The organism is Mesorhizobium sp. M0960 (assembly GCF_040319055.1).
Classification (GTDB): domain Bacteria; phylum Pseudomonadota; class Alphaproteobacteria; order Rhizobiales; family Rhizobiaceae; genus Mesorhizobium.
This window is the reverse complement of record NZ_JAMYNN010000001.1, coordinates 395,017-420,667: the sequence shown is the minus strand read 5'-3', so window position 1 is coordinate 420,667 and position 25,651 is coordinate 395,017. Positions and strand designations below refer to the sequence as shown.

The 25,651-nt window shown below is 63.0% G+C and carries 27 protein-coding genes; 8 read left to right on the top strand and 19 right to left on the bottom strand.

The genetic code is table 11. From position 1 onward, the window contains the following. Positions 1 to 69 precede the first annotated feature (69 nt). The 3 genes from NKH63_RS02135 to NKH63_RS02125 form a co-directional block, all read right to left on the bottom strand. A complete protein-coding gene (locus NKH63_RS02135; protein ID WP_352482960.1) occupies positions 70 to 1,083 on the bottom strand; it encodes a ribonuclease T2 family protein in 1,014 nt (337 codons plus the stop codon). Between the two features lie 118 nt (positions 1,084 to 1,201). Beyond that, complete coding sequence (locus tag NKH63_RS02130; RefSeq protein ID WP_352917625.1) at positions 1,202 to 1,651, bottom strand: MarR family winged helix-turn-helix transcriptional regulator; 450 nt, start codon at positions 1,649 to 1,651, stop codon at positions 1,202 to 1,204. Next, a complete protein-coding gene (locus NKH63_RS02125) occupies positions 1,648 to 2,433 on the bottom strand; it encodes an alpha/beta fold hydrolase (protein WP_023720840.1) in 786 nt (261 codons plus the stop codon). The genes NKH63_RS02130 and NKH63_RS02125 overlap by 4 nt, the downstream gene beginning before the upstream one ends. Before the next feature lie 265 nt (positions 2,434 to 2,698). On the opposite strand from NKH63_RS02125, the gene NKH63_RS02120 reads away from it, so the two are divergent. The 3 genes from NKH63_RS02120 to NKH63_RS02110 all read left to right on the top strand — a co-directional run bounded on the left by NKH63_RS02120 (position 2,699) and on the right by NKH63_RS02110 (position 6,620). Next, on the top strand, positions 2,699 to 3,634 hold the full coding sequence (locus NKH63_RS02120) for an alpha/beta fold hydrolase (RefSeq protein WP_352482958.1): 936 nt from the start codon (positions 2,699 to 2,701) through the stop codon (positions 3,632 to 3,634). A 164-nt stretch (positions 3,635 to 3,798) separates the two neighbouring features. Next, positions 3,799 to 4,974, top strand: coding sequence for a CaiB/BaiF CoA transferase family protein (locus NKH63_RS02115; protein WP_352482956.1), 1,176 nt, complete (start codon positions 3,799 to 3,801; stop codon positions 4,972 to 4,974). Next, positions 4,971 to 6,620 (top strand): thiamine pyrophosphate-binding protein, encoded by a 1,650-nt coding sequence (locus tag NKH63_RS02110; RefSeq protein WP_023720843.1) that lies wholly within the window; start codon positions 4,971 to 4,973, stop codon positions 6,618 to 6,620. The genes NKH63_RS02115 and NKH63_RS02110 overlap by 4 nt, the downstream gene beginning before the upstream one ends. Before the next feature lie 39 nt (positions 6,621 to 6,659). Here NKH63_RS02110 and NKH63_RS02105 read toward each other — a convergent pair whose 3' ends face one another. From NKH63_RS02105 to NKH63_RS02080, 6 genes are all read right to left on the bottom strand, one after another. Further along, a complete protein-coding gene (locus NKH63_RS02105) occupies positions 6,660 to 7,103 on the bottom strand; it encodes a CHRD domain-containing protein (RefSeq protein ID WP_352482955.1) in 444 nt (147 codons plus the stop codon). A gap of 151 nt (positions 7,104 to 7,254) precedes the next feature. Further along, entirely contained in the window at positions 7,255 to 8,226 is a 972-nt protein-coding gene (locus tag NKH63_RS02100) for an ABC transporter substrate-binding protein (RefSeq protein ID WP_352482954.1), read from the bottom strand. A gap of 40 nt (positions 8,227 to 8,266) precedes the next feature. Then, on the bottom strand, positions 8,267 to 9,403 hold the full coding sequence (locus tag NKH63_RS02095) for an ABC transporter permease (protein WP_031194513.1): 1,137 nt from the start codon (positions 9,401 to 9,403) through the stop codon (positions 8,267 to 8,269). After that, on the bottom strand, positions 9,400 to 10,278 hold the full coding sequence (locus NKH63_RS02090) for an ABC transporter permease (protein ID WP_352482952.1): 879 nt from the start codon (positions 10,276 to 10,278) through the stop codon (positions 9,400 to 9,402). The genes NKH63_RS02095 and NKH63_RS02090 overlap by 4 nt, the downstream gene beginning before the upstream one ends. Continuing rightward, entirely contained in the window at positions 10,279 to 10,806 is a 528-nt protein-coding gene (locus NKH63_RS02085; protein ID WP_502896296.1) for an endonuclease domain-containing protein, read from the bottom strand. Continuing rightward, positions 10,799 to 11,590, bottom strand: a complete 792-nt coding sequence (locus NKH63_RS02080) for an ABC transporter ATP-binding protein (RefSeq protein WP_023720849.1) — start codon at positions 11,588 to 11,590, stop codon at positions 10,799 to 10,801. The genes NKH63_RS02085 and NKH63_RS02080 overlap by 8 nt, the downstream gene beginning before the upstream one ends. 161 nt (positions 11,591 to 11,751) lie before the next feature. Here NKH63_RS02080 and NKH63_RS02075 point away from each other — a divergent pair, with 161 nt between their 5' ends. After that, complete coding sequence (locus NKH63_RS02075) at positions 11,752 to 12,156, top strand: cupin domain-containing protein (protein ID WP_352482950.1); 405 nt, start codon at positions 11,752 to 11,754, stop codon at positions 12,154 to 12,156. Between the two features lie 35 nt (positions 12,157 to 12,191). Here the strand turns inward: NKH63_RS02075 and NKH63_RS02070 are convergent, their stop codons facing one another. The 4 genes from NKH63_RS02070 to aptA all read right to left on the bottom strand — a co-directional run bounded on the left by NKH63_RS02070 (position 12,192) and on the right by aptA (position 16,720). Continuing rightward, positions 12,192 to 12,530, bottom strand: a complete 339-nt coding sequence (locus tag NKH63_RS02070) for a hypothetical protein (protein WP_352482948.1) — start codon at positions 12,528 to 12,530, stop codon at positions 12,192 to 12,194. Between the two features lie 29 nt (positions 12,531 to 12,559). After that, a complete protein-coding gene (hydA, locus tag NKH63_RS02065; RefSeq protein ID WP_352482947.1) occupies positions 12,560 to 14,011 on the bottom strand; it encodes a dihydropyrimidinase in 1,452 nt (483 codons plus the stop codon). Between the two features lie 64 nt (positions 14,012 to 14,075). Further along, positions 14,076 to 15,326, bottom strand: a complete 1,251-nt coding sequence (locus NKH63_RS02060; protein ID WP_352482945.1) for a Zn-dependent hydrolase — start codon at positions 15,324 to 15,326, stop codon at positions 14,076 to 14,078. A gap of 65 nt (positions 15,327 to 15,391) precedes the next feature. Further along, entirely contained in the window at positions 15,392 to 16,720 is a 1,329-nt protein-coding gene (gene aptA / locus NKH63_RS02055) for an omega-aminotransferase AptA (RefSeq protein ID WP_023720855.1), read from the bottom strand. 243 nt (positions 16,721 to 16,963) lie between these two features. Here aptA and NKH63_RS02050 point away from each other — a divergent pair, with 243 nt between their 5' ends. Continuing rightward, complete coding sequence (locus NKH63_RS02050) at positions 16,964 to 17,605, top strand: TetR family transcriptional regulator C-terminal domain-containing protein (RefSeq protein WP_352482943.1); 642 nt, start codon at positions 16,964 to 16,966, stop codon at positions 17,603 to 17,605. A 10-nt stretch (positions 17,606 to 17,615) separates the two neighbouring features. On the opposite strand, the gene NKH63_RS02045 is transcribed toward NKH63_RS02050, so the two are convergent. Beyond that, positions 17,616 to 18,488 carry a helix-turn-helix transcriptional regulator gene (locus NKH63_RS02045; RefSeq protein ID WP_023720857.1) on the bottom strand — a complete coding sequence of 291 codons (873 nt, stop codon included), beginning with the start codon at positions 18,486 to 18,488 and terminating at the stop codon, positions 17,616 to 17,618. A gap of 105 nt (positions 18,489 to 18,593) precedes the next feature. On the opposite strand from NKH63_RS02045, the gene NKH63_RS02040 reads away from it, so the two are divergent. Both NKH63_RS02040 and NKH63_RS02035 read left to right on the top strand, forming a co-directional pair. After that, positions 18,594 to 19,445, top strand: coding sequence for an SDR family NAD(P)-dependent oxidoreductase (locus tag NKH63_RS02040; RefSeq protein WP_352482942.1), 852 nt, complete (start codon positions 18,594 to 18,596; stop codon positions 19,443 to 19,445). Beyond that, positions 19,442 to 20,164 (top strand): SDR family oxidoreductase, encoded by a 723-nt coding sequence (locus NKH63_RS02035; protein ID WP_352482940.1) that lies wholly within the window; start codon positions 19,442 to 19,444, stop codon positions 20,162 to 20,164. The genes NKH63_RS02040 and NKH63_RS02035 overlap by 4 nt, the downstream gene beginning before the upstream one ends. 28 nt (positions 20,165 to 20,192) lie before the next feature. On the opposite strand, the gene NKH63_RS02030 is transcribed toward NKH63_RS02035, so the two are convergent. The 5 genes from NKH63_RS02030 to NKH63_RS02010 form a co-directional block, all read right to left on the bottom strand. Then, complete coding sequence (locus tag NKH63_RS02030) at positions 20,193 to 20,570, bottom strand: DoxX family protein (RefSeq protein ID WP_352482938.1); 378 nt, start codon at positions 20,568 to 20,570, stop codon at positions 20,193 to 20,195. A 59-nt stretch (positions 20,571 to 20,629) separates the two neighbouring features. Next, a complete protein-coding gene (locus tag NKH63_RS02025) occupies positions 20,630 to 21,088 on the bottom strand; it encodes a carboxymuconolactone decarboxylase family protein (RefSeq protein WP_352482936.1) in 459 nt (152 codons plus the stop codon). Positions 21,089 to 21,101: 13 nt separating this feature from the next. After that, positions 21,102 to 21,620: an RrF2 family transcriptional regulator gene (locus NKH63_RS02020; RefSeq protein ID WP_023720862.1), complete on the bottom strand. Its 519-nt coding sequence runs from the start codon at positions 21,618 to 21,620 to the stop codon at positions 21,102 to 21,104. Positions 21,621 to 21,723: 103 nt separating this feature from the next. Beyond that, positions 21,724 to 23,037 carry an NAD-dependent dihydropyrimidine dehydrogenase subunit PreA gene (gene preA / locus NKH63_RS02015; RefSeq protein WP_023720863.1) on the bottom strand — a complete coding sequence of 438 codons (1,314 nt, stop codon included), beginning with the start codon at positions 23,035 to 23,037 and terminating at the stop codon, positions 21,724 to 21,726. A gap of 2 nt (positions 23,038 to 23,039) precedes the next feature. Beyond that, complete coding sequence (locus NKH63_RS02010) at positions 23,040 to 24,404, bottom strand: NAD(P)-dependent oxidoreductase (RefSeq protein WP_352482935.1); 1,365 nt, start codon at positions 24,402 to 24,404, stop codon at positions 23,040 to 23,042. Positions 24,405 to 24,816: 412 nt separating this feature from the next. Here NKH63_RS02010 and NKH63_RS02005 point away from each other — a divergent pair, with 412 nt between their 5' ends. Beyond that, on the top strand, positions 24,817 to 25,593 hold the full coding sequence (locus NKH63_RS02005; RefSeq protein WP_023720865.1) for a VOC family protein: 777 nt from the start codon (positions 24,817 to 24,819) through the stop codon (positions 25,591 to 25,593). The last annotated feature ends 58 nt before the right edge of the window (positions 25,594 to 25,651 follow it).

Genomic DNA, 25,651 nt, shown 5'->3' with positions numbered 1-25,651 from the left:
CCCCCTACGAATGTGTGCCTTCAAGACCATACCACCCCCGGCGCAAGGCGACAGTCGCGTTCGGCCTGTCTACTGGAACCCGACGGCGTCGACGGTACCCTTCGGACAACCCACCTTGGCTGTCGGTGCCGAGGCAAGCAGCAGCGCACCGAGCGAAGAGTTCGAAGCGATCGGGCCGGCCAGGCCGAGCGTCAGCTCGTCGATCAGCCGCCTGCCGCTCGAGGGATCGACCACGCAGGATACGCGGACCCGGTCGCCCGCGCCTTTGCCGAAGGCGCTGTCGAAGGTGCTGCGGATCTGATCGGATGTCAGCTGCTTGCCGACGTTCCTGGTGAAGAGATCGCGCACCGGCGACGCGTTCACCGCTTGCATCAGGTTCAAAGCGTCGGAGAAATACTCCTGCTGGCTCTTGCCGTAGCAGGTGCCGTGCTTGATCCATTCATGCCTTTCGAGGGCGGATGCGGTGCCCGGCATCACCTGGTCGAGTTCCGATCGCGTATTCGGGTCCAGCGTGACCGGCGGCAAATCCCGCCAATGTGCCGGATCGTCGTTCGCCTTGTCGCTTGCCGCGACCTGGCAATAGAAATTTCCATTCGGTTGCGGCCACAACCCATGCAAGGTGAAGTGGGTCGCATCGAAACCGGCGGCGGTCTGCGCCCGGCATTCGGTCTTGCTGGATTTGGTCTCACAGAAAGCCGGCTGCCAGCTCAGCGCGAAGACATATTCCGGCTTTCCGGACGCCGATGGCTTGTTCGGCTCGGCAGGCGCCGGTGCAGCCGGTATCGTCGACGCGCTGCCGCCCGAAACGTGACCGCAGCTGATCTTAACCCAGCGGCGCTCCGGATCGGCGCCCGGAACGCGGATGAGATAGTGCGTGGGCGCGTCCTTGTTGCCGGCCAGCAGATCGTAACTCTGGCCAGCCGCGGTCGAGACGTTGCGGGGATTCTTGCCGCTCTTGATCGCCTGCGTTGCCGGACAGGCGGCATCGGCGACGAAAGAGCCGGTCATCTTCACATCGGCCCGCGCCGCGCTTGCGCCAGCAAACGCAAGAAACACCGCCCCCCATATCGCCCAAATCCGCATTCCGGCACTCCTCGTATTCACGCCGCAAGCTAGAACTTGCGACATGTCAGAATTACGATTTCTTTCGTCGGCCGTAAAAACAATCGCCAGCGCATTGAGACGGTTCCCGTGTGGTCGATCAGGATCCGCCCGCCTCCACGCGTTCTGTCAAGGTGCGCAGCAGATCAAGCGAGGCTTTTAGCGCGTCGGCGTCCATACCCTCCGAAACGCGGTTCGCCCAAACATGCTGGCGTGTGCCGATATTCTTGACCACTGCCCGGCCGGCATCGGTTATCGACAACAGCTTGGCGCGGCGATGCGCTGGGTTGTCGGCATAGGCGGCAAGCCCCTCCGCAGCCAGTATGTCGGCCAGCCGCTGTACGCTCTGACGGGCGAGACCCATGTCGCGGGCGACGTCGGCCACGGATTTCGGCTCCTTCAAAACCGCACCCAAAACCTGCCAGCGCGCTGCCGTCAGCCCGGTTGGAGCGGCCAGCCGGTCGGCCGCATCCAGAAAACTGCCGTTCATCCTGAACACGGCAAGCACGAGTTCCGTGAACACATTTGCCGCTTCGGTCCTGGTCGTCATTTCTGGCCGGCCTCGATGGTCGCGACGAAATTATTAACGGCTTCGGCTACGACCTCGGGCTTGTCAAGCATCACCCAATGGCCGCTGCCCGCCACGATCTGGCGCGGAATGTCCGTGCGCAGCCGGTAGAGCGCGGCTGGAGTGTCACTGGCCTCGGTAGCCAATACGAACATAGGCCCGCGATACGCATTGAGTGCCGGCTCCGGGTTCCATTCGGCCAGTGCCTTGCCGACACCTGCCCTCGCCGCCGGATCGACCACTGCCACATCGGCCAGAACACGCTGGCGAACAGCCGCGTTAGGGCCGGCAATCGACGTGTAATAGGCGTTCAGGACATCGCGGCCTTGCGGACCGGCCAGATCGCGGACAAAGCCGTCGCGAATCGCCTGCGGCAGCGCACGAGGATTGGTCGCCGGGTCGACGAGCAAGACACCTGCGACCCGGTCGGCATGGCTGGCGGCATAAGCGAGCGCCACACCACCGCCGCCGCTGTGCGCGACAATGAGAAACCGCTTCAGGCCAAACGCGTCGGCCACGGCACCGACATCCATTGCACGGCCGTCATAGCCATAGTCACCGTCCTGCGCCGGCGCGGAGGCGCCATGGCCGCGAAAATCGAAGGCTACCGCCTCGCGGCCTTCGACGGAGAGCTGCATCACCCGGTCCCAGTGGGAAGCGCGGCTGCAATCTCCATGCAGGAACAGGATCGGCAGGCCATTGCCGGCGTTGATCCTATAAGTGGCAAGCTGGCCTTGCGGGCCTGGAACGGTGGACGTCATCATGGGTCATCTCCCTGGTTTCCTGACTGAACGCAGCAATCCCTGGCAACAGGGTGGCCGTCGTGAAGGCGAAGCCCGCCAGCAAGATTGCACGCCGCGAAATGGCCCCGGTGGTTTTCATAGTCATACCCCCAATCTGCTGGCCAATTGACAGTATGCTGTCATGTAATCATATTGACAGCATACTGTCAACTAGCGTCGAATGGGTACCCTACGTCTCTTGACGTCGATCGCTGCGTCGCCCAACAGTCGCCGACGGGAGCGAGACATGCCATTTGACAAGCAGAGGATGCTGGCATCGCCGACCGGCGCCGAGCTCAACCTTTATGTGAAACACGCCACAGGCCAGCCGCGCGCCATTGTCCAGATCAATCACGGGTTGGCCGAGCACGCGGCGCGCTATGCCCGCTTCGCCGATTTCCTCGGCGCGCGCGGCTACCAGGTCTACGCGCACGACCACCGTGGCCACGGCGTCACCAAGGCGCCCGACGCGCCACCTGGCAGGTTCGCCGATGCGGATGGAGGTGCCAAGGTCATCGCCGATGTCGCTGCCGTCCATGATCTGATCGCCAGGGAACAGCCCGGCCTGCCGGTCATCGCCTTCGGTCACTCCTTGGGCGCGTCGGTCGCTCTGAACTTTGTCCTCCGCAACTCGGCGCGCATCCATGCCGCCGCGATCTGGAACGGCAATTTCTCTGCCGGACTGCTCGGCCAAATCGCGCTGGGCATGCTTGCCTGGGAAAAGTTCCGGCTTGGCTCAGACGTGCCGTCGCGCATGCTGCCCCGGCTGACGTTCCGGGCTTGGGGCAAGGCAGTGCCCGATCGCCGGACGCCCTTCGACTGGCTGTCGCGCGATGCCGCCGAAGTCGAGAAATACATCGCCGACCCGCTCTGCGGCTGGGACGCATCGGTGTCGATGTGGCAGGACATCGTCAAGATGACGCTGCATTGCGGCCGCGACCGCAATTTTTCCGGCGTGCGGCGCGACCTGTTCGTCAATCTGGTCGGAGGCGGGCAGGATCCGGCCTCGGACGGCGGCAAGGCGGTCAGCCATCTCGCCGGCCGGATGCACATGCTGGGCTTTTCGAATCTCGTTTCAAAGGTTTACGCCGAAACCCGCCACGAGAGCCTGAACGAGGTCAATCGAGACATCATCATGGAGGATTTTGCCGCTTGGGCCGATCGCGTGCTGAGGGCGCCTTGATACTTGGCCCATTGCAAGGGCCGTGACAGCGGCACCCGGGATTGATAGTGGGATGTCGCCCAAAGCATGCCCTTGGGCTCGACCCGAGGGTGCGCAGCGGTTTTGGGATAACGACATGCACAAAAAACATCTAAGCCTGCGCTTTCGGCCAACCACGGTGATCCATGACTGAGCCTCCGCTCAAAGGCATCCGCGTCATCGAACTCGCACGCATCCTCGCCGGGCCATGGGCCGGGCAGCTGCTTGCTGACCTCGGCGCCGACGTGATCAAGGTCGAGAGCCCGGACAGCGGCGACGACACCCGCAAATGGGGACCGCCCTTCGTCATCGGCCATGATGGCGAGAACCTTTCGGCCGCTTATTACCATTCCTGCAACCGCGGCAAGCGCTCCATCGCCATCGACTTCTCGACGCCCGAGGGCGCCGAGACGGTGCGCCGGCTGGTCGCGACCTCGGAAGTGCTGATCGAAAACTTCAAGGTCGGCGGACTTAAGAAATACGGCCTCGACTATGACAGCCTGAGGAAAATCAACCCACGGCTGATCTATTGCTCGATCACCGGTTTTGGCCAGTCGGGACCGTATGCGCCGCGCGCCGGTTATGATTTCATCATCCAGGGCATGGCCGGCATGATGTCGATCACCGGCGAAGCCGGCCGCGAACCGCAGAAGGCGGGCGTGGCTATTTCAGATGTCTTCACCGGGCTTTATTCGGTCGTTGCCATCCAGGCGGCACTTCGCCACGCCGAGAAGACCGGCGAAGGCCAGCATATCGACATGGCGCTCTACGACACCCAGATCTCAACGCTCGGCAACCAGAACCTCAACTATCTCGTCTCCGGACAATCGCCGGTGCAGATGGGCAATGCGCATATGAACATCGCGCCCTACGAGGTGGTGCCGGTGAAAGATGGCCACATCATCCTGGCGGTCGGCAATGACGGCCAATTCGCAAAGTTTTGCGCTGCCGTCGGCCTCGATGAGCTGGCTTCGAACCCTGACTTCGCCACCAATCCCGCCCGCGTCGCCAACCGGGCAAAGCTGCGCGAGCACATGGTCGAGGCGCTGAAGGTCTTCGATCGCGACCCGCTGCTGGCCAGGCTGGAGACAGCCGGCGTGCCGGCCAGCCCGATCAACAATATCGGCCAGATGTTTGCCGACCCGCAGACCATCGCGCGCGGCATGCGGCTCGACCTCGATGACGGCCATGGCAATCTCTTGCCCTCGGTGCGCGCGCCGATGGTCATGTCCGGCACGCCGCTGGTCTATGAACGGCCGTCGCCGCGTCTCGGCGAACACACCGAAGAAATCCTTGCCGAACTGGAGAGGTCAGGAAAATGAAGACCGGCGGACAACTCATCGTCGATGCGCTCGAAGCCAACGGAACGGACCGTATCTATTGCGTGCCCGGCGAATCCTATCTGGCGGTGCTCGACGCGCTGCATGATTCGCCAATCCGCACCATCGTCTGCCGCCAGGAGGGCGGTGCCGCAATGATGGCCGACTGCCATGGCCGCCTGACCGGCAGGCCCGGCATCTGCTTCGTCACCCGCGGCCCAGGCGCCACCAATGCCTCGGCCGGCATCCACATCGCCATGCAGGATTCGGTCCCCCTCATCCTGTTCATCGGCCAGGTCGCCAGCCACGCCAAGGGGCGCGAGGCCTTCCAGGAGGTCGACTATGTCAGGTTCTTCGGCGATATCGCCAAATGGGTGGTCGAGATCGACGACGCCGCGCGCATCCCCGAATTCGTTACACGGGCATTTGCAGTGGCGACGTCCGGCCGCCCGGGCCCGGTCGTCATCTCGCTGCCCGAGGACATGCTGACCAGCCTTGCCGAGGCACCGGAAGCCCGGCATTACACCCCTGTCGAGACGCGGCCTGGCGAAGCCGAGCTCGACGCGCTGGACGAGCTGCTCAACAAGGCAAAGCGGCCGTTCGTCATCCTTGGCGGTACGCGCTGGGATGCGCAGGCCGTTGCACGGATGCGGACGATAGCCGAAGCCTGGTCGCTGCCGGTCGGCTGCTCCTTCCGCCGCCAGATGCTGTTCGACCATCTCCACGCGAACTATGCCGGCGATGTCGGCATCGGCATCAATCCCAAAGTGGCAACCGCCATCAAGCAGGCCGACCTTGTGCTGCTGATCGGCGGCCGCATGGGCGAGATGCCGTCATCCGACTACACGCTGCTGAAGAGCCCCTACCCCGACCAGACGCTGGTCCATATCCATGCCGACGCCGGCGAGCTCGGCCGCGTCTACCGGCCGGCGCTGGCGATCAATACCTCGCCTGCCGCTTTCGTCGAAGCCTTTGCCAAACGCAAGCCGGCCGCAACGCCGGTGTGGGCGGCGGAGGCAGCGAAGCTGCACACCGCCTATCTCGACTGGTCGACGCCTCCGGAGAGCGGCCCCGGCGCCGTGCAGATGGGGCCGATCATGAATTATCTCGAAACGATGCTGCCGGACGACGCCATCCTCACCAATGGCGCCGGCAACTACGCCACCTGGGTGCATCGCTACCATCGCTTCCGGCGTTTCGGCACGCAGGCAGCACCCACATCCGGCTCGATGGGCTACGGCACGCCGGCGGCGGTCGCCGCCAAACAGCTTTTCCCCGACCGCGACGTGATCGCCTTCGCCGGCGACGGCTGTTTCCTGATGAACGGGCAGGAATTCGCCACCGCCGTACAATACGGATTGCCGATCATCGTCATCGTAGTCAACAACGGCATTTATGGCACCATCCGCATGCATCAGGAGCGCGAATATCCCGGCCGTGTCGTCGCCACCGATCTGAAAAACCCCGACTTTGCTGCTTTGGCCCGTGCCTATGGCGGCCATGGCGAGACGGTGGAAAAGACCGCCGACTTCGCGGCGGCCTTCGAGCGCGCGCGTGCTAGCGGCAAGCCGTCGATCGTCGAGATCAGGCTCGACCCCGAAGCCATCACGCCGACCCGCACGATGACCCAGATTCGCGACAAGGCCTGACAAACAGGGTGGTTGCCCTGTTTTGTCGTCTTGATCTGCCTATTTGACCTTTTCGATCTGGCCGCGGATCTCGCCGTCGGCGTGGGCCGCGGTGTGGATGTTGACGTAATATTTGCCCGCCTCAAGATCGGTCGCCTGGGCATCGGTCAATGTCGCCGAACCCTTGATCGGGCTCTTCAGCTTGCCTTCGAACGGCACCACTGGATCGGCGTTTTGACCCTCTGCCGCCGGGCCGTGAATGTGCCCGGCCTTCGCCGGCCCGCTGAGGCCGGAATATCTCACCGTCCAGCTGAGTTTCTTGGTGGCGGTGTTGAACCTGAGCGTGGCGGTGCCCTTGCCCTTCGTGGTGACGGGCGGGTTCTGCTGAGCACCATCGAGCGTCGCCGTCATCTTTATAGTTTCGGCCAGGGCCGGTGAAGCAGAGAAGATGGCTGCAGAAATGGCCAGCGCCGAAAGCATCGGCGTGAAGGACTGGATGCGCATGGAAACCTCCGTTGTGACACCCTTGAGGCGGATGCACCGGCACAACGATTTTGCGAGCGGATGTTTCCACCGGTAACGTTCATTTTACATCCACTAAAAAGGGGCGGTCGCCCGCCCCTTTTCGTCTTCCAACAGAGCCTGCTTGATAGCTCTATTTGATCGCCTTGTCGGTGATCGCGGTCGTGTAGGCGCCGGTCGGCTCCTTGGTGATGATCTTCTGGTCGAGCAGCGCCTTGGCGGTGCGCTCGTAGGTCGCCGGATCGAGCTTGCCGTCGGCATTGTCGATCAGCTTGGCGACTTCGCCCATCATCCGCTTCTGGTGGTTCTCGTCCTGGCCGCCATTGTCCATGACGATGCCGGCCGCCTCGTCGGAATTGTCGACAGCGTATTTCCAACCCTTCATCGAAGCGCGCACAAAACGCACCATCTTGTCCTCGAAGGCCGGATCCTTGAGCTTGTCCTCCAACGCATAGAGCCCGTCTTCGAGCAGATCGTTGCCCATGGCGGAATAGTTGAAGACGGTCAGCTCTTCCGGCTTGTAGCCGGCGTCGATGAGCTGCCAGTATTCGTTATAGGTCATCACCGAGATACAATCCGCCTGCTTCTGGATCAGCGGCTGCACGTCAAAGCTCTGCTTGAGCACAGTGACGCCGTCCGGCCCGCCGTCGGTCTTGAGGCCAAGCTTGTTCATCCAGGCATAGAACGGATACTCGTTGCCGAAGAACCAGACGCCGAGCGTATGGCCCTTGAAGTCGGCTTCCGTCTTGATCGGGCCGTCCTTCGGGCAGACCAGCTCCATGCCGGCCTTCTTGAACGGCTGGGCGATGTTGACCAGCGGCACGCCCTTTTCGCGTGCAGCCAGCGCGCCGCCCATCCAGTCGACGATGACGTCGGCACCGCCGCCGGCAATGACCTGCTCGGGTGCGATGTCCGGGCCGCCGGGCTTGATGTCGACGTCGAGGCCTTCGGCGTCATAGAAGCCCTTGGCCTTGGCGACATAATAGCCGGCGAACTGTGCCTGGGTGACCCATTTCAGCTGCAGCGTCACCTTGTCTGCGGCCATCGCCTGGAAGGCGGCAAGCGACATCGCGCCGGCCAGCATCGAAACAACAAGTCTTTTCATGTTTTTACCCTCTGAAGTTAGCGCCCTAAACCCACCGCCCCTATCCACCACGGACAGAGGGATGCCAAAACGTGATTGCTCTCTCGAAAAGAGCGACCACGCCATAAAAGACCGAACCCGCAAGTGCTGCAACTGCGATTTCGGCCCACACCATGTCGATGTTCATCCGGCCGACTTCCGTCGAAATGCGGAATCCCATGCCGACCACCGGCGTGCCGAAGAACTCGGCGACGATGGCGCCGATCAGCGCCAGCGTCGAATTGATCTTCAACGCATTGAAGATGAACGGTGCCGCCGCCGGCAGCCGCAGCTTGAACAGCGTCTGCCAGTAGCTCGAGGCATAGGTGCGCATCAGGTCGCGCTCCATATGGCCGGAGGCGGTAAGCCCGGCGACGGTGTTCACCAGCATCGGGAAGAAGGTCATGATTATGACCACGGCTGCCTTGGATTGCCAGTCGAAGCCGAACCACATGACCATGATCGGCGCGACGCCGATGATCGGCAGCGCCGACACCATATTGCCGATCGGCAAAAGCCCGCGCCGCAGGAACGGCACACGGTCGGCGGCGATGGCAACGAGGAAGCCGGCGCTGCTGCCCACGACATAGCCGAAGATCACCGCCTTGAAGATGGTCTGCCTGACATCGGCCCCCAGCACCGGCAGCGAGCCGACGATGCGTGCACCGATGGCGCTTGGCGGCGGCAACAGGATGAAGGGAATGCCGGCGCCACGCGTCACCGCCTCCCAGATGATCAGGATCCAAGCGCCGAAGATGGCTGGAATGATCAGGCGCAAGGCGGTTGACGCCCAGCGCGACGTCGGGCGAACCGACGACAAGACCGTTACGCAGCGCCAGGCCAAAAACCACGCCGCGACGAGCAGCAGATAGAAGGAGCCACGAGCGCTGCCCTCATTGCCGGTTATGCCGGCGAGCAACATCCACGCCGCGCCGTGCGCGCCAAGGAACAGCAACACCACCCCGATCATCGGTGGAAAGTTGTCGGCCTCGATTGCCATGAGCAGCAAAATGAAAATCAAAACCGTAGTCGCCATGCCGTAACCGGGCGTAGCACTGACGAGCGGCCAAAGAAGCAGCGCGCCGACAAGCAGGATAAGCGCGGCATATCCTTGCCAGGATCGGGGGGTGATTGAGGAAAGGCTCAGGAGCGAGCTCATGCCGGCCTCCCGCCCATGGCGCGGTCGACAAGGCGCCCAGCAATGCCGACCAGCATAACCAGCAGCGCCGCCACCACCGAGCCGGCGACCAGCGCCGACCAGATGTCGATCGTCTGGCTGTAGTAGGCGCCGGCGAGCAATTTGGCCCCGATGCCGGCGACGGCGCCGGTCGGCAGCTCGCCGACAATGGCGCCGACCAGGCTGGCGGCCACCGCCACCTTCATCGAGGTGAACAGGAACGGCACCGAGGCCGGCACCCGCAATTTCCAGAAGGTCTGCGAGGGACTGGCATTATAGGTATGCATCAGGTCGAGATGGGTGAGCTCGGGCGAGCGCAGCCCCTTCACCATGCCAACCGCCACCGGGAAGAACGACAGATAGGTCGAGATCAGCGCTTTCGGGATCAGCCCGGTGATGCCGACCGCCGCCAGCACGACAATGATCATCGGCGCCACCGCCAGGATCGGAATGGTCTGCGAGGCGATGATCCACGGCATCATGCTGCGGTCGAGCGTCGCCACATGCACGATGCCGACGGCGATGACGATGCCGAGCGCCGTGCCGAAGGCAAAGCCGAGCAGCGTCGACGACAGCGTCACCCAGGCATTGTAGACAAGGCTGCGGTTCGAGGTGATGCTGCGCAAAAAGGTGTTTTCGAAAAAATTCACCGCCACCTGGTGTGGCGCCGGTAGCGTCGGCTTCGGTTGTGCCAGCGTCTTGCCGATGAATTCCACAATGCCCGGTGTCAAATTGGCGCGGCGGTCGAGATCGCGCTGGAACGGCGCGTTGAGGACAACGGCCATGACGTACCAGACGACGACCACGCCCAGGAGGATCGAGGTCACGGGAACGATCTTGTCGCGAAACGAGTCCATCTAGCGATCCTCGGGCGCTTGGCGCCCTCCTCTCCCCAACGGGGAGAGGGTGGCCGGAGCGAAGCGGAGGCCGGGTGAGGGGGTAGAAATCTTTCCGTCGAGGCAAGCCAATATCGTATCAAGGACCGCTCGACGTTCGGCCAGAACTTCATGGTTCCAGAACCGAAGAACGGAATAGCCATAGCCATTCAGCCAAGCAGTTCTCGCCGTATCGGTTGGAGAATCCGCATGCTGACTGCCGTCGACTTCAACAATCAGACCCTTCTCGCGACAAACGAAGTCCGCGATGAAAAGGCCAAGGGGCACCTGCCTCACAAATTTGTAGCCGTTGAGATGACGTCCTCTCAGTTCCCCCCAAAGCCGGTACTCAGCCTCGGTCTCGTCAAACCGGAGCTTTCGGGCACGAGCGGTTGCCCCAACATTTCTTTTAGTTGGATCTGTTAGCGCCGCCCCCTCACCCGACCTCCGCTTCGCTCCGGCCACCCTCTCCCCGTCGGGGAGAGGAGGACCCTCATCCCGCTCAATCATCATAGCTGTGCCCTGCCCTCAGCCCGTCGCGCACCCGTGCCGCGATGGCCAGGAACTCCGGCGTCTCGCGGATATCGAGCGGCCGCTTCTTCGGCAGCGTCGATTCTATGACATCGCTGACACGCCCCGGGCGCGGCGACATGACGATGATGCGCGTCGACAGATAGACCGCCTCGGGGATCGAATGGGTGACGAAGCAGATGGTCTTGTTGGTCCGCTCCCAAAGCTCCAGCAGTTGTTCGTTGAGGTGGTCGCGCACGATCTCGTCCAGCGCGCCGAACGGTTCGTCCATCAACAAAAGGTCGGCATCGAAGGCGAGCGCCCGTGCGATCGAGGCGCGCTGCTGCATGCCGCCCGAAAGCTGCCAAGGGTATTTCTTCTCGAAGCCGCTGAGGTTGACGAGGTCGAGGGTTCGCTTGATGCGCGCCGCCTGCTCCGCCCTGGACAGGCCCATGATCTCCAGCGGCAGCGCCACATTGCGCTCGATCGTGCGCCACGGATAAAGTGCGGCCGCCTGGAAGACATAGCCATAGGCGCGGCGCTGGCGCGCCTGCTCGGGCGTCATGCCGTTGACGGAAATGGCTCCCGATGTCGGCTTCTCCAGATCGGCGATGACGCGCAGCAAGGTCGTCTTGCCGCAGCCGGAGGGCCCGATGAAGGACACGAATTCGCCCTTGCCGATGGTCAGGTCGACATTCGACAGCGCCTGCACCGGACCGTCATTGGTCTGGAAGGTCAGGCCAAGCTTGCTTGCCGAAACAACGGCTGGCGATGCTCCCGTCATCGGCCGTAGCCTGTCGCTTCCGGCCACTGCGGCGCCGGCCGGAATCCGATTGATTTTACCCCGATGTTGCTTTCCACTCGCCCAGTCCTACTCGCCCCAGTTCTACGTGCCGCAGTTCTACGTGCCCTTGTCCCATCAGATAGACGCCCGGAGTTGCCCCGATGTCGCCCAAACCGACGTGCCATCTTATCCGCCCTGAAAGCTCTTATGAAGGCAAGCAGGGCCTGAGCTATTTCGCCGGTATCGCCGCCGAAAGCGTCGGCTCTTCCGGCATCTGCATGCATCTGCTGACCATGCCTCCGGGCGCCCGCGCCAAGGCGCATATGCACGAAAACCATGAAACCGCGATCTATGTGCTCTCCGGCGAAGTCCATACCTGGTATGGCGACCGGCTCGAACAGCATATCGTGGTCAAGGCCGGCGATCTTTTCTATATTCCCCCCGGTGTGCCGCATCTGCCGGCCAATCTGAGCGACAGCCCCGCCTCGGCGGTTATTGCCCGCACCGATCCCAACGAACAGGAAAGCGTCGTCCTGCTGCCGGAACTGGACGGGTTGGTCGCCTGAGGACTGGGTCGAGGCGGCGGCCGTCATCGGCACCGTCACGAACATGATTTCAGCGGCCCCATCTCCTCAAGGCCGGGAATGGTCACGAAGAAACCGTCCCCTCCTTTGTTGATGACCTTGACGACATCCGTGGTCGTCCCCTTCTCGCCCTCGGCGAAACAGGTGGAGCTCAACAACTGGGTGCCAGGCGTCGTCGTCAATGGCTGTGCGAACTCGCAGCCGCTGCCATAGGTTTCGACGCCCTCGGCGGTCAGCACGACATAATCGTCGCTGTCCTGATAACCGAGCCGTACACCAGCGCAGCCGACCTCATTGCCAAAGGAGCCGGCAAGGACGTCCGCCGCCGGCCCGGCGGCAAGGATCACCGCGGCCATTGAGATGATCGCTCCGTGGCTCGCCAAGCTCAAACGCCCGTCGCCGGGATGCCTGTACGCTCCACCTTGCGCGGCGCGGAAATTTCCTTCCAGGTCGACAGTGCCCGGTTGACCGCCGCGTTCGGCTCGCGAGCGACGAATTCGCCATGGCCGGGCTTTGCCTTAACCTCGTTTTCCTCGATCGACAGTTCGCCGCGCGAGAAGACGAAGCGCGGCAGGCCGGTTACCTCAAAACCTTCGAAGACGTTGTAGTCGATCACCGACTGCTGCTTCTTGGCCGTGATTTTCTTCTTGCGCTTCGGGTCCCAGACAAGGATGTCGGCGTCCGCGCCTTCGACGATGGCGCCCTTCTTCGGGTACATGTTGAGGATCTTGGCGATGTTGGTCGAGGTCACCGCGACGAACTCGTTCATCGTCAGCCGGCCGGTGTTGACGCCGGTCGTCCACAGCACCGGCAAACGATCCTCGAGCCCGCCCGTGCCATTCGGGATCTTGGTGAAGTCGCCGACGCCGTTGCGCTTCTGCTTGGTGGTGAAGGCACAATGGTCGGTCGCCACCACTTGCAGTGACCCAGCCTGCAGGCCGGCCCACAGCGAATCCTGATGCCATTTGTTGCGGAAGGGCGGGCTCATAACGCGCCGCGCCGCATGGTCCCAGTCCTTGTTGAAATATTCGCTCTCGTCCAGCGTCAGGTGCTGGACCAGCGGCTCGCCGAATACCCGCATGCCTTTCTGGCGCGCCCGGCGGATGGCCTCGTGGGCCTGCTCGCAGGAGACATGCACGACATAGAGCGGCACGCCGGCCATGTCGGCGATCATGATGGCACGATTGGTCGCCTCGCCTTCGACTTCCGGCGGGCGCGAATAGGCGTGTCCCTCCGGACCACTATTGCCCGCCGCCAGCAGCTTCTGCGATAGTGCCGCCACCACGTCGCCATTCTCGGCATGGACCAGCGGCAGCGCGCCGAGATCGGCACAGCGCTGGAACGACGAATACAGCTCGTCGTCATCGACCATCAGCGCACCCTTGTAGGCCATGAAATGCTTGAACGAGGTGATGCCCCTGTCGACGACGGTGGCCATCTCGTCGAACACCTGCTTGCCCCACCAGGTGATCGCCATGTGGAAGGAATAATCGCAGGAAGCCTTCGAAGTCTTGTTGTCCCACATCTGCAAGGCCTCGAGCAGCGACTGCTGCGGCGCCGGCAGGCAGAAATCGACGACCATCGTCGTGCCGCCGGCGAGCGCGGCGCGGGTGCCGCTCTCGAAATCATCGGCCGAATAGGTGCCCATGAACGGCATTTCGAGGTGGGTATGCGGGTCGATGCCGCCCGGCATGACATAGCAGCCGCTGGCGTCGAACTCATGGTCGCCATGCAGATCCGGCCCGATGCCGACGATCTTGCCGTGCCTGAACAGCACATCGGCCTTCCATGTCCGGTCCGCGGTGACGATGGTGCCATTCTTGATGACTTTGGACATTTTCTTGTTCCCTTATTCTTTTCGCGCTTCTTGCGAGCGGCGTTGCGAGGTGGCAGCTATCCCATCATTCGACAATCACCGCCGTATCGACCACCGCGTGGAACAGCACGTCGGCGCCGGCCGTTGCCCATTCCTTGGTGATCTCCTCGGCCTCGTTGTGGCTGAGCCCGTCGACGCAGGGACACATCACCATCGCCGTCGGTGCGACGCGGTTGATCCAGCAGGCGTCGTGGCCGGCGCCGGAGACGATGTTGCGATGCGTATATCCCAGGCGCTCCGCCGCATCCCGCACAGCCTTGACGCAGCCCGCGTCGAAGGTGACCGGATCGAAATGACCGACCTGATCGATTTGATATTTGATGTCGAGCGCCTCGCAGATCGTGTCGATGCCTTCGCGGATGCGGCCGTCCATGGCGTCCAGCACCTCCTTTTCCGGCGAGCGGATGTCGATGGTGAAGACGGTGCGTCCGGCGATGATGTTGCGCGAGTTCGGATAGACCTCCATATGGCCGACCGCGCCGACGGCGTCCGGCTGGTAGTCCATGGCGATCTCGTGCACCAATTCGATCACCCGCGCCATGCCGAGCCCGGCATTGCGCCGCTTCGGCATCGGCGTAGAGCCGGTATGCGCCTCCCTGCCGGTCAGCGTCACCTGCAGCCATTTCAGTCCCTGGCCATGGGTGACGACGCCAATGTCGATGCCCTCGTCCTCGAGGATCGGGCCCTGCTCGATATGCAATTCGAAGAAGGCGTGGATCTTGCGCTCGCCGACCTTTTCGGTGCCCTTCCAGCCGATCCGTTCGAGCTCCTCGCCGAATTTCTTGCCGTCCTTGTCGACATGCGAATAGATTTCGGCCTGATCGAGCACGCCGGCGAATACCCCGGACGCCATCATCGCCGGCGCAAAGCGCGCGCCTTCCTCGTTGGTCCAGTTGGTGACGACGATCGGGTGCTTGGTCTTGATGCCGAGATCGTCGAGCGAGCGCACAACCTCCAGGCCGCCGAGCACGCCGAGCACGCCGTCGTACTTGCCGCCGGTCGGCTGCGTATCGAGATGGCTGCCGACATACACCGGCGGCAGGCTGGGGTCGGTGCCTTCGCGACGGGCAAACATCGTACCCATCTCGTCGACGCCCATTTCGAGCCCCGCCTCATCGCACCAGCGCTTGAACAGGTGCCGCCCTTCGCCATCCTCGTTGGTAACGGTCTGGCGATTATTGCCGCCGGCAATGCCGGGGCCGATCTTCGCCATCTCCATTATCGAATCCCACAAACGGTCTGAATTGATTCGCAGATTCTCGCCGGGGGCGGCCATTCAAGTTCCTCTCATTTACTCACATTAGGACGACGGTTCCCGTCGTCGCCCTACATGTTGGGGAGCTAGTCCACCGCCCTCAGCACTTCGCGCACATGGTCGATCAATTCGTTGATCTGGCCCTTGGTAATGATGAGCGGTGGCGACAGAGCGATGATGTCGCCGGTGGTGCGGATCAGCGCACCGCGCTCGAACGCCTTGACGAAAGCCGAGAAGGCGCGCTTCGTCGGCTGGCCTGCGATCGGCGCCAGCTCGATCGCGCCGATCAGGCCGATGTTGCGGATGTCGATGACGTTCGGTTCGCCCTTCAGCGAGTGCAGCGCGTCCTCCCAGTACGGCGCCAGTTCCTCGCCGCGCGTCAGCAGCCCCTCTTCCTTGTAGGTGTCGAGTGTGCCCAGCGCCGCCGCGCAGGCGATCGGATTGCCCGAATAGGTGTAGCCGTGGAAGAACTCAATCATATGCTCGGGCCCGGTCATGAAGGCGTCGTGGATTTCCTTCTTGACGAACACCGCGCCCATCGGGATGACGCCATTGGAGACGCCCTTGGCCGTCGTCATGATATCCGGGGTGACACCGAAATAGTCGGCGGCAAACGGCGTGCCGAGGCGGCCAAAACCGGTGATGACCTCGTCGAAGATCAGCAAGATGCCGTGCTTGGTGCAGATCTCGCGCAGCTTCTGCAGATAGCCCTTCGGCGGCAGGATGACGCCGGTGGAACCGGCAACCGGTTCGACGATGACTGCGGCGATGGTCGACGCGTCGTGCAAGGCGACGATGCGTTCCAGCTCGTTGGCCAGTTCCGCGCCATGCTCGGGCACGCCTTTCGTGAAGGAGTTCCTTTCCGGCAAATGCGTGTGTGGCATGTGATCTACGCCGCCGAGCAGCGTGCCAAACATCTTGCGGTTGGTGACGATGCCGCCGACCGAGATGCCGCCGAAATTGACGCCGTGATAGCCGCGCTCGCGGCCGATCAGCCGGGTGCGCGAGCCCTCGCCTTTTACGCGGTGATAGGCGATCGCCATCTTCAGCGCCGTCTCGACTGATTCCGAGCCGGAATTGGTGAAGAACACATGGTCCATGCCCTTCGGGGCGATGTCGACCAGGCGATTGGCCAGCTCGAACACGATCGGGTGGCCCATCTGGAAGGCCGGCGCATAGTCGAGCTCTGCCGCTTGGCTCTGGATCGCCTCGGTGATCTTCGGGCGGCAGTGGCCGGCATTGACGCACCACAGGCCGGCGGTGCCGTCGAGAACCTTGCGCCCGTCGCTGGTCGTGTAATGCATGTCCTTGGCCGACACCATCATGCGCGGCGCCTGCTTGAACTGCCGGTTTGCCGTGAACGGCATCCAGAATGCGCTGAGATCGTTCGGCGTGACTTTCAGCCGGTTGGACATGACCAAGACTTCCCCTTGTAACCTGTTTCGGTGCGGCTAACGCTTGGTCTTTCCAACACTTGGTCTTTGCTGCGTTTTCGTGCTACGCAAATTTTTGACCGGTTGGACAAACGTTAGCACCGCCTTATCAGCGGTCAAGGGATTACTAGCGGAAATGCGGCTTTCGAAGTGCGCTCCACAGGGCGGGGAAAAACTGGTCCAGAGAATTGGTCCAGACGCTCCTCACAGCGAAGGTTGTTCGAGGTGACGGGGGCGGTCGAAAGCTCCGCTCCACGCCGCACCCGCATCCAGCTGGAAAAGCGCGAGCTCATTCTGGAGGCGGCGCTCGAAGTCTTCTCCACCAACGGTTTTCGCGGTTCGACCATCGACCAGATCGCCGAAGCCGCCGGCATGTCGAAGCCGAACCTGCTCTATTATTTCCGCCGCAAGGAGGACATCCACGAGACGCTGATGCAACGCCTTCTCGACACCTGGCTGGCGCCGCTGCGCGAACTCGACGACATTGGCGATCCGCTGACTGAACTGCGCAACTACATCAGGCGCAAGCTCGAAATGGCGCGCGATTTCCCGCGCGAGAGCCGGCTATTCGCTAATGAGATCCTGCAGGGCGCGCCGCGCATCATGCCGATGCTGGAAGGTGAGTTGAAGACGCTGGTCGACGAGAAAGCCAACGTCATCAAGGGCTGGATGCGCGCCGGCAAGATTGCCCGCACCGACCCCTGGCACCTGATCTTCTCGATCTGGGCGACGACGCAGCATTATGCCGATTTCGACGTCCAGGTCCGCGCCGTGCTCGGCCCCGACCGCGGCGGCGACGGCCGCTTCGAGGATGCCGCAAGGTTTCTCGAGCAACTGTTCATCGACGGGCTGAAGCCGAAAGACTAACCTTGATGGTTCACGCGCTGCGCCGCGCGGCCGGCAGCGCATCGAGCAGCTTCTGCAGCTTGGCGATCGAGTTCTGCTCGGCGAGCGGCGTGTAGACGATCAGCTTCATGTCCGAGCCGTCGTCGATCGACAGGCTCATATGTTCGAACGCCATGGCGCCCGCTATCGGATGCCTGACATGCTTCACACCCGATAGGTTGCGGGCCACATCGCGCAGCGGCCACCAGGCGCGGAACTCCGGGCTTGAACGCGTCATCAGCGCAATCAACCGCTCGAAATCCGGATCGCCGACATACTTCGCGCTTTCCGCCCGGAATGACGCCAGCACGGCGCGCGCCAGTTCCTCCCAGTCGACGAGCAGGCGCCGATGCTGCGGGCTGGTGAAAACCATATGGACGATGTTGCGGGCATCGCCCTCCAGCAGGCCATAATCGCCGAACACGGCTGCCGCCGCCGGGTTCCAGGCCAGCACATCCCAGCGCCGCCCGACGACATAGGCCGGCTGCAGGACCAGGCTCTGCAGCATGTGCAGCAAGGGGCCGTCGATCTTTTCCGGCGCGTCGACGCGACGCTCCGGCTGCGGCCGGCCGGCGAGAATAAACAGATGCCGTTGCTCAGCCGCGTCCAGGCGCAGCGCCTGGCTGAGTGCGGTCAGCACTTCCACCGACGGCCGAACGTCGCGGCCCTGCTCCAGCCAGGTGTACCAGGTCGTGCCGACGCCGGCGATCATCGCCACCTCCTCGCGCCGCAGCCCGGGCGTGCGCCGGCGTAAGCCGGTCGAGATGCCGGTGGCCGAAGGCGTCAGCCTTTCGCGCCGCGAACGCAGGAAGGCGCCGAGCTCGCGGCGGCGGCTGTCTTCGGCGGAATGCGCGGTGGAATCCATGGCCGCTATTATAGCAGTACCGATACCAGGATAAAGTTTGAACTGTTTGGCAAGTGGCTGGTGCCCCATCTTTCCGCTCAAAGCGATGAGATGGAGGCTCTGAACATGGAACTGAAAGACAAGACAATCCTCATCACCGGGTCGACCGACGGCGTCGGCCGTGTCGTCGCGCAAAGGCTCGGCGCCGGCGGCGCCCGCATCCTGGTGCATGGCCGCGACGCGACCAGGGGCAAGGCGATCGTGGCCGAGATCGAAGCCGCCGGCGGCAAAGCCGAGTTGCTCGTGGCCGATCTCTCCTCCCTGGCCGAGGTCCGCCGCCTCGCCGAGGCTGTTCGCGCCCGCACGGGCCGACTCGATGTCCTCATCAACAATGCCGGCGTCGGCACCGCCGGCCCCAACGCCAAACGACAGGTCAGCGCCGACAGCTACGAACTGCGCTTTGCCGTCAACTATCTCGCCGGCTTCCTGCTCACCACGGAGCTGCTGCCGCTGCTCAAGGCCAGCGCGCCGGCGCGCATCGTCAACGTCGCCTCGGCAGGCCAGCAGGCGATCGATTTCGACGATGTCATGCTGACCCGCTCCTATGACGGCATCCGTGCCTACTGCCAGAGCAAGCTGGCGCAGATCATGTTCACCATCGATCTGGCGGAGCAGCTGAACGGCACCGGCGTCACGGTCAACAGCCTGCATCCGGCAAGCTACATGAACACCACGATGGTGCGGCAGGCGGGCGTCACACCCTGGAGCTCGGTCCAAACCGGCGCCGAAGCCATCATCAATCTCGCCACATCGCCGGCGCTCGAAGGGCGGAGCGGCCTCTATTTCGACGGCCAGAGGGAATCCCGCGCCGATGCGCAAGCCTATGACGCTAAGGCACGACGTCGATTGCGGGAATTGAGCCTCGGTCTTGTCGGGCTCGCACCGGCTTCCGCAACATCGAAGAGAGAAAATTCATGATCGAGAAAGCGCAGCACACTGTGGTCGTCGGCGGCTCCTCCGGCATCGGCCTCGCCACCGCGAAAAAGCTGCTTGGTCCGGGCATGAAGGTGACGATCACCGGGCGCAACCGGGAAAGGCTCGACAACGCAGGGCAAAGCCTTGGCGGCGCGGTCGGAAAAGCTGCCTTCGATGCCGCGAAGCCGGACGAGGTTCGCCGGTTTTTCAGCGATCTCGGCCCTTTCGATCACCTGGTGCTGGCCGCCAGCGGCGGCAAGGGGCTCGGCCCGTTCGAAACGCTTGACCTGACCGACATCGGCGGCGGCGTCGACGAGAAGGTCCGGCCGCAGCTCTCCTGCCTGCAGGCCGCCTTGCCGACGCTGAACAAGAGCGGCTCGGTGACTTTCATCTCGGCGGTGTCGGCGCAATTGTCGGCGCCGGGTGTCGCCGGCATCGCCGCCGTCAACGGCATGCTGCTGACCGTGGTGCCGATCCTGGCAATGGAGCTGAAGCCGTTACGCGTCAATGTCGTGGCGCCGGGCGTCATTGACACGCCCTGGTGGGATTTTTTGCCTGATGAACAGCGCCATGCGGTGTTTGCCGATTATGCAGGCAAGACGCCGGTCGGCCGCATCGGCCGCGCCGAGGACGTTGCTGAGGCGATCGCGTTCCTGGTTTCGAACAGCTTCGTCACCGGCCAGATCCTGACCTGCGACGGCGGCTTGCGGTATGCGGCGTAACGCGGCTACATCTACGCGGTAATCGCTTTCAAAGCGACTGCGCGATCAGCGCCAGAAATCCTCCGGTCAGCGCGACGTTGCCGACAAAGCCATTGATGCGGGACGCGCGCTCGGGACCCTGATGATCCCAGAAATTATGGAACATCTGCGTAGCAACGACAAGGAACAACACCAGGCACAGAGCGGCGGCAGCGGTCCAGATGCCCGCGATCACCAGTGCTCCGGTGACGGTCTGCAGGACGATCCCCAGCCAGAGCACCAGCCGCGCCTGCGGCACGCCGCGCGTCGTCATCAATTGGGTCAGGAACGCCGCGTTCTGGATGTTGCGCAGGCCGGCAAAGACAAAGGCGCCGCCGAGCAGCAGGCGGGCCGCGAATAGAATCTCACTATCAAAGCTTGAAAACATGCTGTTGGTCCTTGGGCAGAAAAGAGGCGCGCGACGCAGGCCGCGCGCCTGGTCCATGCTCAAGCGGCCATGACCGCCGGCATCGGATGGATTGCATGGAACGGAACGCAAAGTCGGTTCCAGGTGTTGATCATGCCGAGTGCAACCGACAGCTTGACCAACTCCTGCTCCGAAAAATGCTCGAGCGTCCTTGCGTAGAGTTCGTCCGAAACACCGTTGTCGGCGATCCTGGTCAGCGCGTCGGTCCAGGCAAAGGCTGCGCGTTCGCGCTCTGAAAATAGCGGCGATTCCTTCCAGGCGGAGACGAGATAGAGCCGCTGCTCGCTCTCGCCGTCGTGGCGCGCCTCGCGGCTGTGCATCTCGACGCAATACGAGCAGCCGTTGATCTGCGACGACCTGAGCTTGATCAGATGCAACAGGCTTTTTTCGAGCCCGCATTCGTCGACTGCCTTGTTGAGCGCCGACACCGCCTTCATGATCTCCGGCGCCGCGCCGAAAAATTGCAGCCTCTCTTTCATCGTTTTTAGCCTTTCATGCTTGCTTGGTTGAACTTGATTTCTGCGGACGCTGATGGCGCTCGACGAAGGCGCAGTTGGCGGCGACCGAACGGGGATCGGCATCGGCCGTGTATTCTGCAACGATGTCGGACAGCCGGGCGTCGGCGAGCGCTGCGCGGTAGGCACGCTCGGCCTTCAGCATCGCCACCTTGATGCCGCAGGGTTTGACATAAACCGAGGCATCGAGCCTGGCGGGGCCGCGCTGGCGGATTTCGGCGCAGCGAAAGGCCGGTTCTCGCCCTTCGACGGCCAACACGATATCGAGCAGCGTAATGCGTTCCGCCGGCCGCGCCAGCCGGTAGCCGCCGGACGGCCCCGGAACCGATTCCAGAATGCCCGACACCGTCAGCATGTTGAGATGCTTGAGGAGATAGCTCGGCGACAGCCCGAACGCTTCCGCCATGGCAGCACCCGGCATGGTCGCGGCGCCATCAACGCCAGCAAGCATCGCGGCGCAGTGGATGGCCGCTTCGACGCCCTCACCCAGCTTCATTTCGCTCTCCTAGTCATGGATATAGATTATCGTGGATAATCTTTGTCCGCAATAGGGAAATTAAAAAAGCGGCGCCCGTGAACGCCGCTTTTTTTTCGCAATGCTATTCCGCCGCCACCTTGGCCATCGGGTTGTTCGGATGCGTCGTCCAGTTGGCGTAGATCGGTGACACCGGCTTGCCGGTGCGCTGGTCCATCACGCCGACCGCCAGCGGCTCCATGGTGATGCAGTTCTCGACCGGGCAGACATTGACGCAGAGATTGCAGCCGACGCATTCGGCCTCGATCACCTCGAAATGCCTGACGCCGTCCACCATGCTGGTGATCGCCTGGTGCGAGGTGTCCTCGCAGGCGATGTGGCAGCGGCCGCATTTGATACAGGCGTCCTGGTCGATATGCGCCTTGGCGATATAGTTAAGGTTGAGATACTGCCAGTCGGTGACGTTGGGCGTGGCGCGGCCGACGATGTCGTCGAGCGAGGCATGGCCCTTCTCGTCCATCCAGTTTTCCAGGCCGGCGATCATCTCCTGCACGATCTTGAAGCCATAGGTCATTGCCGCCGTGCACACCTGCACATTGCCGGCGCCGAGCGCCATGAACTCGGCGGCGTCGCGCCAGGTGGTGATGCCGCCGATACCGGAGATCGGCAGGCCATGCGTTTCCGGGTCGCGCGCGATCTCGGCCACCATGTTCATCGCGATCGGCTTCACCGCCGGACCGCAATAGCCGCCATGCGAACCCTTGCCGTCGATGGTCGGCTCCGGTGCGAAATTGTCGAGATTGACGCCGGTGATCGAATTGATGGTGTTGATCAGCGACACCGCATCGGTGCCGCCGGACAGCGCAGCGCGTGCCGGCTTGCGTATGTCGGTGATGTTGGGCGTCAGCTTGGTGATGACCGGCATGCGGGTGTTGGCCTTGCACCAGCGCACCACCATTTCGATGTATTCCGGCACCTGACCGACCGCCGCACCCATGCCGCGTTCCGACATGCCGTGCGGGCAGCCGAAATTGAGCTCGATACCATCGGCGCCGGTCTCCTCGACCACCGGCAGGATCGCCTTCCAGGCATGCTCCTCGCACGGCACCATCAGCGAGACGACGATCGCCCGGTCGGGCCAGTCCATCTTGACCTGCTTGATCTCGCGCAAATTGACCTGCAGGTCGCGATCGGTGATCAGCTCGATATTGTTCAGGCCAAGCAGGCGACGATCGGCGCCCCAGATCGCGCCGTAGCGCGGGCCATTAACGTTGACCACCGGCGGACCCTCTTCGCCGAGCGTCTTCCAGACAACGCCGCCCCAGCCCGCCTTGAAGGCGCGGATGACGTTGTAGGCCTTGTCGGTCGGCGGCGCCGAGGCCAGCCAGAACGGGTTCGGCGATTTGATGCCGACGAAATTATTGCGGATGTCTGCCATGCTCATGCCCTCCCGTTCGAGGCAAGTGCCCGATGAATGCTTTCCGCCGCGTCGCGGCCTTGCGCGACGGCCGAGACGGTCAGGTCGTCGCCGCCAAAGATGCAGTCGCCGCCGGCCCAGACGTTTGGCAGCGAGGTGCGGCCTTCGGTGTCGACCTTGATGCGGCCGGCTTCCAGGTCAAGCAAAGCCCCGCTGCCGTTGAGCGCAGCCGGGACAAAACTCTGGCCGATCGCCTTGAACACCTGGTCGGCGGTCAGTGTCAGCCGCTCGCCGGTGCCGACGAGCCGGTCGCCGTCCATCGCGGTGTATTCGAGCTCGATCGCCGACACCTTGCCGCCATCGGCAATGACCCGCTTCGGCTGCAGCCAGTGCCGGATGATGACGCCGTTGGCAGCGGCCAGGTCCTGCTCGAATTCGGAGGCGTTCATGTGCTCCGGCCCGCGCCGGTAGCAGATCGTCACCTCTTCGGCCCCGAGCAGCTTCGATTGCACCGCCGCGTCGATCGCCGTCATGCCGCCGCCGATGACGACAACACGCCGGCCGACCGGCAGGCTGGCCAGATCGCTGGCCTGGCGAAGCTCCGAGATGAATTCCACGGCATTGGTGACACCCGGCGCCTCCTCGCCATCCGCTCGCAAGGCATTGACGCCGGCAAGCCCCATGCCGAGGAACACCGCGTCGTAATTCCGGGTCAGGTCCGACAGCTGGTAATCACGGCCGAGCGCCTTGCCGTTCTGGATGTCGATGCCGCCGATCGACGTGACATAGTCCACCTCGGCTTGGGCGAAATTGTCGACGCTCTTATAGGCCGCGATACCGTATTCATTAAGGCCGCCGGCCTTCGGGCGGGCTTCCAGGATGGTCACGTCGTGGCCGTAGCGGGCGAGCCGATGCGCGGCCGCTAGCCCGGCCGGACCGGCGCCGACCACGGCGACGGTCTTGCCGGTCGGTTCGGGGCGCTTGTAGAACTGCTTGTTTTCGGCCATGGCGACATCGGTGGCGTAGCGCTGCAGGCGACCAATCTGCACCGGCTTGCCTTCGGCCACTTCGCGCACGCAGACCTCTTCGCACAGCGTCTCGGTCGGGCAGACGCGGGCGCACATGCCGCCCAAGATGTTCTGGTCGAAAATCGTCTTGGCTGAGCCGATCGGATTGCCCGTCGAAATCTGGCGGATGAACAGCGGGATGTCGATCGAGGTCGGGCATGCATTCATGCACGGCGCGTCATAGCAGAAGTAGCAGCGGTCGGACTCGACCAGCGCCTCGTGGTGATCGAGCGGCGGATGCAGGTCGGCGAAATTATCGGCGTATTGTTCCGGCGAAAGCCGCCCGCCGGCAATGCCTTGCTTGAACTGGCCTTCTGCCATCGTCAGTTCCCCATGTTCTTGTTTTGGGGAAGGCTAGCACGTTTTATTTTTTTATCAATTGGTCAATTTTCGGCGCAAGCGACTGAAAAGCTTCAACAAACATGACTGTAATAATCATGTTTTTCCAAACGGCCATATACGTCACGAAGCAGGTACGGAACCGCATTCAGGAGCGTTGCCATGGATCAACCTGATCTCGTCGCACAGCGCGACAAGTTCGGAAGTGAGCGACATCCGGCGCATGGATCAACAACCCCTCGTTGACTGCAAGCAAAGTCGAAAACCACAGGGCGCGCAACCCGGTAACATTTCCGGTTTGCCGTCATCTTTTTTGGTTGGCTGTCGGATTTTCGTCGTGAAGATCGTCCTAGAATGGATCGCGCATGATCGAAAAACCGCAAGGAGCACGACAATGCCACAGTCCCCCATGCCCTTCTTCTGGTACGAGCTGATGACCACCGATCTCGACGCCGCCGAGGCGTTCTACACCGCCGTGGTAGGCTGGCGGGGGCAGCCTTTCGACGGGGCGCCGGGCATGCCGCGCTATATCGTCATGAATGTCGGCGAGCGCGGCGTCGGCGGGCTGATGACGCTGCCCGATGACGCGCGCAAGATGGGAATGCCGCCGGCCTGGATCGGTTATATCCTCACCAGGGATGTCGATGCCGCAACGGCCTCCCTCAAGAAGGCTGGTGGCGCGGTTCACCGCGAGCCAGACGACATTCCGGGCGTTGGCCGCTTCGCCGTCGTTGCCGATCCGCAAGGCGCGATGTTCAACTTCCTGCAGCCCAGCGGTCCCGACCAGCCGCCGCTACCATTGGCGACACCCGGCAACATCGGCTGGCATGAGCTCTACACATCAGACTGGAAGGCGGCGTCCGATTTCTATTCCAGTCAGTTCGGCTGGGAGAAGGGCGACGCCATGGATATGGGTCCGATGGGCGTCTACCAGCTTTTCGCCTTCGGCGGCGAGCCCGTTGGCGGCATAATGAACAAGCCCGAGCAGATCCCGATGCCGGTCTGGCAGTTCTATTTCAACGTGCCCGGCATCGACGCGGCAGCCAAGCGCGTCACCGACAATGGCGGCAAGATCCTGATGGGTCCGATGGAGGTCCCCGGCGGCAGCTGGATCGTGCAGTGCACAGACCCGCAAGGCGCCCATTTCGCGCTAATGGCACCGGTGCGGTAGCAACGTCTCGTCGCGATTGGCGAAACCGGCAGCAAAAACCGATCTCCCCCCTCGTGGG

Excerpts from the sequence above, each read along its gene's own strand:
- NKH63_RS02045 (WP_023720857.1), bottom strand. The coding sequence starts at position 18,488 with ATGGATTCCACCGCGCATTCCGCCGAAGACAGCCGCCGCCGCGAGCTC.
- NKH63_RS02020 (WP_023720862.1), bottom strand. The coding sequence starts at position 21,620 with ATGAAGCTGGGTGAGGGCGTCGAAGCGGCCATCCACTGCGCCGCGATG.
- NKH63_RS02115 (WP_352482956.1), top strand. The coding sequence starts at position 3,799 with ATGACTGAGCCTCCGCTCAAAGGCATCCGCGTCATCGAACTCGCACGC.
- NKH63_RS02060 (WP_352482945.1), bottom strand. The coding sequence starts at position 15,326 with ATGGCCGCCCCCGGCGAGAATCTGCGAATCAATTCAGACCGTTTGTGG.
- NKH63_RS02135 (WP_352482960.1), bottom strand. The coding sequence starts at position 1,083 with ATGCGGATTTGGGCGATATGGGGGGCGGTGTTTCTTGCGTTTGCTGGC.
- NKH63_RS02110 (WP_023720843.1), top strand. The coding sequence starts at position 4,971 with ATGAAGACCGGCGGACAACTCATCGTCGATGCGCTCGAAGCCAACGGA.
- NKH63_RS02030 (WP_352482938.1), bottom strand. The coding sequence starts at position 20,570 with ATGTTTTCAAGCTTTGATAGTGAGATTCTATTCGCGGCCCGCCTGCTG.
- NKH63_RS02105 (WP_352482955.1), bottom strand. The coding sequence starts at position 7,103 with ATGCGCATCCAGTCCTTCACGCCGATGCTTTCGGCGCTGGCCATTTCT.
- NKH63_RS02090 (WP_352482952.1), bottom strand. The coding sequence starts at position 10,278 with ATGGACTCGTTTCGCGACAAGATCGTTCCCGTGACCTCGATCCTCCTG.
- NKH63_RS02005 (WP_023720865.1), top strand. The coding sequence starts at position 24,817 with ATGCCACAGTCCCCCATGCCCTTCTTCTGGTACGAGCTGATGACCACC.
- NKH63_RS02080 (WP_023720849.1), bottom strand. The coding sequence starts at position 11,590 with ATGACGGGAGCATCGCCAGCCGTTGTTTCGGCAAGCAAGCTTGGCCTG.
- preA (WP_023720863.1), bottom strand. The coding sequence starts at position 23,037 with ATGGCAGACATCCGCAATAATTTCGTCGGCATCAAATCGCCGAACCCG.
- NKH63_RS02040 (WP_352482942.1), top strand. The coding sequence starts at position 18,594 with ATGGAACTGAAAGACAAGACAATCCTCATCACCGGGTCGACCGACGGC.
- NKH63_RS02025 (WP_352482936.1), bottom strand. The coding sequence starts at position 21,088 with ATGAAAGAGAGGCTGCAATTTTTCGGCGCGGCGCCGGAGATCATGAAG.
- NKH63_RS02120 (WP_352482958.1), top strand. The coding sequence starts at position 2,699 with ATGCCATTTGACAAGCAGAGGATGCTGGCATCGCCGACCGGCGCCGAG.
- aptA (WP_023720855.1), bottom strand. The coding sequence starts at position 16,720 with ATGTCCAACCGGCTGAAAGTCACGCCGAACGATCTCAGCGCATTCTGG.
- NKH63_RS02035 (WP_352482940.1), top strand. The coding sequence starts at position 19,442 with ATGATCGAGAAAGCGCAGCACACTGTGGTCGTCGGCGGCTCCTCCGGC.
- hydA (WP_352482947.1), bottom strand. The coding sequence starts at position 14,011 with ATGTCCAAAGTCATCAAGAATGGCACCATCGTCACCGCGGACCGGACA.
- NKH63_RS02130 (WP_352917625.1), bottom strand. The coding sequence starts at position 1,651 with ATGACGACCAGGACCGAAGCGGCAAATGTGTTCACGGAACTCGTGCTT.
- NKH63_RS02095 (WP_031194513.1), bottom strand. The coding sequence starts at position 9,403 with ATGAGCTCGCTCCTGAGCCTTTCCTCAATCACCCCCCGATCCTGGCAA.
- NKH63_RS02070 (WP_352482948.1), bottom strand. The coding sequence starts at position 12,530 with ATGGCCGCGGTGATCCTTGCCGCCGGGCCGGCGGCGGACGTCCTTGCC.
- NKH63_RS02100 (WP_352482954.1), bottom strand. The coding sequence starts at position 8,226 with ATGAAAAGACTTGTTGTTTCGATGCTGGCCGGCGCGATGTCGCTTGCC.
- NKH63_RS02085 (WP_502896296.1), bottom strand. The coding sequence starts at position 10,806 with ATGATTGAGCGGGATGAGGGTCCTCCTCTCCCCGACGGGGAGAGGGTG.
- NKH63_RS02125 (WP_023720840.1), bottom strand. The coding sequence starts at position 2,433 with ATGATGACGTCCACCGTTCCAGGCCCGCAAGGCCAGCTTGCCACTTAT.
- NKH63_RS02075 (WP_352482950.1), top strand. The coding sequence starts at position 11,752 with ATGTCGCCCAAACCGACGTGCCATCTTATCCGCCCTGAAAGCTCTTAT.
- NKH63_RS02010 (WP_352482935.1), bottom strand. The coding sequence starts at position 24,404 with ATGGCAGAAGGCCAGTTCAAGCAAGGCATTGCCGGCGGGCGGCTTTCG.